Origin of the sequence: Streptomyces novaecaesareae (genome assembly GCF_000716875.1) — a bacterium.
Classification (GTDB): domain Bacteria; phylum Actinomycetota; class Actinomycetes; order Streptomycetales; family Streptomycetaceae; genus Kitasatospora; species Kitasatospora novaecaesareae.
In genome coordinates, this window is record NZ_JNWQ01000013.1 from 15,956 (window position 1) to 20,770 (window position 4,815).

6 protein-coding genes are annotated in these 4,815 nt (G+C 72.2%); 3 read left to right on the forward strand and 3 right to left on the reverse strand.

The window, feature by feature from the left end; all coding sequences use genetic code 11:
* Window positions 1-165 precede the first annotated feature (165 nt).
* From OP86_RS33380 to OP86_RS07185, 3 genes are all read left to right on the forward strand, one after another.
* Complete coding sequence (locus OP86_RS33380; protein ID WP_030056127.1) at window positions 166-624, forward strand: RDD family protein; 459 nt, start codon at window positions 166-168, stop codon at window positions 622-624.
* Window positions 625-703: 79 nt separating this feature from the next.
* A complete protein-coding gene (locus OP86_RS07180; protein ID WP_030056128.1) occupies window positions 704-1,648 on the forward strand; it encodes a daunorubicin resistance protein DrrA family ABC transporter ATP-binding protein in 945 nt (314 codons plus the stop codon).
* Complete coding sequence (locus OP86_RS07185; protein WP_030056129.1) at window positions 1,645-2,445, forward strand: ABC transporter permease; 801 nt, start codon at window positions 1,645-1,647, stop codon at window positions 2,443-2,445. Before OP86_RS07180 ends, OP86_RS07185 begins: the two co-directional genes overlap by 4 nt.
* Window positions 2,446-2,569: 124 nt before the next feature.
* On the opposite strand, the gene OP86_RS07190 is transcribed toward OP86_RS07185, so the two are convergent.
* Genes OP86_RS07190 through OP86_RS07200 form a run of 3 tightly spaced genes read right to left on the reverse strand, consistent with a single transcriptional unit; the run spans window position 2,570 to window position 4,804 of the window.
* Window positions 2,570-3,346: a thioesterase II family protein gene (locus OP86_RS07190; protein ID WP_051829787.1), complete on the reverse strand. Its 777-nt coding sequence runs from the start codon at window positions 3,344-3,346 to the stop codon at window positions 2,570-2,572.
* On the reverse strand, window positions 3,343-4,560 hold the full coding sequence (locus tag OP86_RS07195; protein WP_030257036.1) for a beta-ketoacyl synthase N-terminal-like domain-containing protein: 1,218 nt from the start codon (window positions 4,558-4,560) through the stop codon (window positions 3,343-3,345). The genes OP86_RS07190 and OP86_RS07195 overlap by 4 nt, the downstream gene beginning before the upstream one ends.
* 1 nt (window position 4,561) lies before the next feature.
* Entirely contained in the window at window positions 4,562-4,804 is a 243-nt protein-coding gene (locus OP86_RS07200) for a phosphopantetheine-binding protein (protein WP_234434910.1), read from the reverse strand.
* Window positions 4,805-4,815: the final 11 nt, after the last annotated feature.

Genomic DNA, 4,815 nt, shown 5'->3' on the forward strand with positions numbered 1-4,815 from the left:
AAGGCAACTTCGGCTGGAGGTGGCATATGAGCTCCTTCACGAGACGGGACGAAGGAATTCTGCGGACCGGGGAAGCCGGGGTCTGCTCAAGTTTGCGCAGCACCGGGCGGGTCGGGACTGGAGAATCTGCGCCAATCGACTCGCGCGCCTGAAATGGAGAGTCCCGTGAGCTACGCGCCGTGGTGGCGGCGAACCGCCGCTTTCTTCATCGACTTCGCCCTCATGTGGGTGTACTTCGGCATCGGATATCTGCTGAAGCAGATCTTCGCCGACGGGGACTGGGGCGACCGCCTGCTGTTCCTCTTCATCGGCCTCGGCCTCTGGTCGAACTTCTACAACAAGTGCGTCCGGATGGGCAAGGAAGGCCACACCTGGGGCAAGCAGCTGATGGGCTTCAAGCTCCTGCACGAGCCGACCAACGCGCCCATGGGCCCCCTGCGGGCGTTCGTCCGCGAGAACGCCCACATGACCAACATCTGCACCCTCGGGGTCGGATTCCTGCGGCCGTTCTGGGACGCCAAGGGCCAGACCTTCGCCGACACCGTCATGAAGACGGTCGCGGTCAACACCGCGAAGTCGTCGGAAAACGCGTCGGCCCAGCCCCGGCAGCGCGTCGCGGCCTGACCCCGGCGTGAACAAGGCGTCCGCCCACGGCGGGCCGCCCGTCGTCCCCGTACAACGACCGTACCGCGAGGATTCCTCCGTGACTGCACCCGCAATTCTCGTCGAGCACGTGCGCAAGAGCTTCGGCGAAGTGACCGCACTCGATGACGTCTCCTTCAAGGTGGAAAGGGGAGAGGTATTCGCCCTGCTCGGCCGCAACGGCGCGGGCAAGACGTCCACCGTGCGCATCCTGACCACCAACAGCACGCCGGACGCCGGACGGGCCGAGGTGCTCGGCCTCGACACCGTGCGCCAGGCCGCGCAGGTCCGCAACCGGATCGGCCTCACCGGCCAGTACGCCGCGGTCGACGACAACCTGACCGGCCGGGAGAACCTCCGGCTCATCGGGCGGCTGACCCATGTGCCCCGTCGCGAACTCGCCGACCGCGTCGACGGGTTGCTGGACCGCTTCGGACTCACCGAGGTTGCCGACCGGCCGGTGAAGGGCTACTCGGGCGGTACCCGCCGTCGGCTCGACGTCGCCTCCGCCCTGGTGCACAAGCCGCCGGTCCTCTTCCTGGACGAGCCGACCACCGGCCTCGACCTGGAGAGCCGCCTGGCCCTGTGGGACATGGTCAAGGAACTGGTCGCCGAGGGCACCGCGGTGCTGCTCACCACCCAGTACCTGGAGGAGGCCGACCGGCTCGCCCAGCAGATCGCCGTGATCGACGGGGGCCGCGTCGTCGCCGAGGGCAGCCCGGCCGAACTCAAGGCCAAGGTCGGCGCCTCCGTGGTGGAGATCGGCTTCGCCCAGGAGGAGTTGGTGCGTCAGGCCGCGGATCTGCTGACCAGGCTGGAGGGCAGCGCACCACAGCGCGAGGGCACCGTGCTCCGGCTCAACGCCGACGACGGTGCGGCGGCGACGATGCGGGCCATGACCATCCTCGACGCCCACAGCCTGATGCCGACGACGCTCGCCCTGCGCGAGCCCAGCCTCGACGACGCCTTCCTCGCCCTCACGGCCCACACCGGAGAGTCCGCATGACCACCGCCACCGAGACGACGCCCCGGCAGCCGGGTGCCCTCAGCGCCGCGATCAGCGACAGCTTCGCCGTCGCCGGCCGCAACCTGCTCAACTACCGTCGCGTTCCCAGCCTGCTGATGGCATCGACGGTCCAGCCGGTGATGACCGTCCTGCTCTTCTACTTCATCTTCGGCGGGGCGATCCCGGTGCCGGGGCACGAGTACGTGGACTACCTCATCCCCGGCATCCTCGGCTGGAGCGTGATCATCGGCGCCCAGGGCACTGCGGTGGGCCTGGCCGCGGACGTCAAGGCGGGCCTGGTCCAGCGGATGTGGTCGCTGCCGGTGAGCCGACCGGCGTTCCTGGCCGGCCGGATCATCGCCGACACGGTGCGGAACGCCGTGGTCGCGGTGATCGTCCTGGGGATGGGCCTGCTGCTGGGCTTCCGCCCGGACGGCTCCCCCGCGGCGGTCGCGGCGGGCGTGGCGCTGATGCTGCTCTTCGGATTCGCCGCGTCCTGGATCTTCGCGGCGATCGGCCTGGGTGTGGGCAACCCGGAGTCCGCGCAGGCCGCGACCTTCCCGCCGATGATCCTGATGGTCTTCTCCTCCTCCGCGTTCGTCCCGCCGGACACCATGAAGGGGTGGCTGCAGCCGTACGCGGAGCACCAGCCGTTGTCCGCCGCGCTGGGCGCGGTCCGCGGGCTGATGCTGGGCGAGGCGACCACCGGTGCCGTGATCGAGGCGCTGGCCTGGGTCGTCGGCCTGCTGGTGGTCTTCGTGCCGCTCGCCGTCCGCGGCTACCGCAAGGCCGCCTGAGCGAAGCGGCTCCCCCGGTTCCCCCGACAGCGGAGCGGGCCCCTGTTCTCGAACAGGGGCCCGCTCCGCTGTGCTCGCCCCGGGGCGTGTTCGACGGTTCCCGGCGGGCGCGCGACGCGAACGGTCAGACCCGCCCTGGCTGGACCATGACCGCTTCGGCGGCCGCTTCGGCGACCGCCCCGGTGACGGCCGCCACCAGGCCGGCGGGCGGCTCCTTGAGGTAGAAGTGGTCGCCTTCGAACATCTGCAGGTCGAATCCGCCGGTCGTGACGGCCCGCCAGGCGAGCAGCTCGTCCGGATGGACCAGTGGGTCGCTCTCCCCGCCGAACGCGGTGACCGGCACATCCAGGACCGGCGCGCCGACCGGGCGGAACGTCTCGTTGAGCGCGAAGTCGGCGCGCAGCGTGGGCAGGAACGCCTCCAACAGCCCACGTTCGGCCAGGACTTCGGGCGGCGTCCCGTTCAGCAGCCGCAGCCGGGCGATGAAGTCCTCCTCCGGCAGCGCGTGCACGCTCGGCAGCCGGGGCCGCAGGTGCGGGGCGGGGCGGCCGGAGACGAACAGCCGCACCGGCCCGGGCAGGCCCGGCTCGGCGAGGCAGCGCAGCGCGAGGGCGTAGGCAACGCCCGCGCCCATGCTGTGTCCGAACAGGGCGAAGGGCCGCCCGTCCAGCGCGTTCAGCGCCTTCAGCGCCTGGACCAGCGGCTCCACCAGCTCGGCCGTGGACCGGGCCGCGGGTTCGTTCCACCGGCCCTCCCGGCCCGGCAACAGCACCGGGCACAGGGCGACGCCGGAGCCGAACGCGTCCAGCCAGGGGCGGTAGAACCGGGCGCCGCCGCCGGCGTGCGGCAGGCAGATCAGCCGGACCGCACCGGGGCGGTCGGCGCCTTCGATCCACGTCACGCGGCGGCCTCCTTCAGCACGACGCAGGCGTTGAACCCGCCGAACCCGAAGCTGGTCGACAGGGCGGTCGGGACGGCGACGTCCACCGCCTCCGCGCCGACGAACCGCCAGCCGGTCTCGATCGGGTCGCGCAGGCCCACGTTGGGGTGGACGAAGCCGTCCCGCATCTGGACGACGGTGGCGACGGCCTCGACCACCCCGGCGGCGCCGAGGCAGTGCCCGGTCATGCCCTTGGTCGCGTTGAGCCAAGGGCGGCCGGAGTGCGGGCCGAACACCCGCCGCAGCGCGTCCAGTTCGGTCCGGTCACCGAGCCGCGAGCCGGAGCCGTGAGTGTTCACGTAGGCGATGTCGGCGGGGTCGAGGCCGGCCACCGCCAGTGCCCGCCGGACGGCCCGGACCTCCCCCGACTCGTCGGGGTCGGCCAGGCTGTTGCCGTCGAGCGCCATCGCGTAGCCGGCGACCTCGGCGAGCGGCCGCTCCGCCCCGGCCTCCAGCACCAGGCAGGCCGCGGCCTGCCCGGGGACGAAGCCGCGGTGCGCGCCGTCGAAGGGGCTGCCGGGCGGCTCCGGGCCGTCGGCCATGGCCCCGAGGTTGCGGAAGGCGGCCCGCTCCATCGGCGTCAGGTCGGCCAGCGCGCCGACGACGAGGCAGACGTCGACGGCGCCGGACGCGACGAGCCGGGCCGCGTTGACGATGGCGACGGTGCCGCTGGCCGAGGCCGCGCCGACGGTGCAGCCCTCGCCCCGGATACCGAGGATGTGGCTGAGCACGCCGACGTGGTCGGTGTCCTGCATCTGCAGGGCGAACCTCGGCGGGACGAACCGGGAGCCGCGCTCGTAGACCGGGCGCAGCTGTTCGGCGTGCCCGGCGGTGAGGTTGTTGCCGGCGACGACGAGCCCGATCCGTTCCGGGTCGAGCCCGGCCCGGCGGTCCAGGCCGGCGTCGAGCCAGGCCTGGACCGCGGCGCAGGCCGCGGCCTGCACGGCGAACGGGGAGCGACCGGCCAGCCGGAGCGCCGAGCGCCGCAGGTCGTCCGGCACGTCGGAGAGTTGCGCGCGGAGGTCGAAGGAGCCCAGCGGGGCGGCGTGGGCCGCCCCGCCCTCGTCCTCGACGGGAACGATGCCGCAGGTCCCGGCTCGCAGCGCGGCGGCGAAGCGCGAGGCTCCGGTGCCGATCGGGCTGACGATGCCGAGTCCTGCCACGTGCACGGCCATCTCAGCTGTGCTTCGCGAACAGGCCGACCAGGTCGCGCACCTTCAGGCCGGAGTGCACCTCACCGATCGGGACGACCACGCCGAGCCGGTCCATGGCCATCGTGATGATGTCGGCCCGGTCGATGCTGTTGCAGCCGAGGTCGGCGAGGCACTCGTCCGCACGGAACTGCTCGGCGGTCAGCTCGGGCACCACCTCCAGGGTGGTGTCGCGCAGGGTTTCGAAGACCAGGGTCTCGTTGATCACGTCCATACTCC

Bases quoted from the DNA above. Each gene is read 5' to 3' on its own strand.
- OP86_RS07185 (WP_030056129.1), top strand. From the start codon at position 1,645: ATGACCACCGCCACCGAGACGACGCCCCGGCAGCCGGGTGCCCTCAGC.
- OP86_RS07195 (WP_030257036.1), bottom strand. From the start codon at position 4,560: ATGGCCGTGCACGTGGCAGGACTCGGCATCGTCAGCCCGATCGGCACC.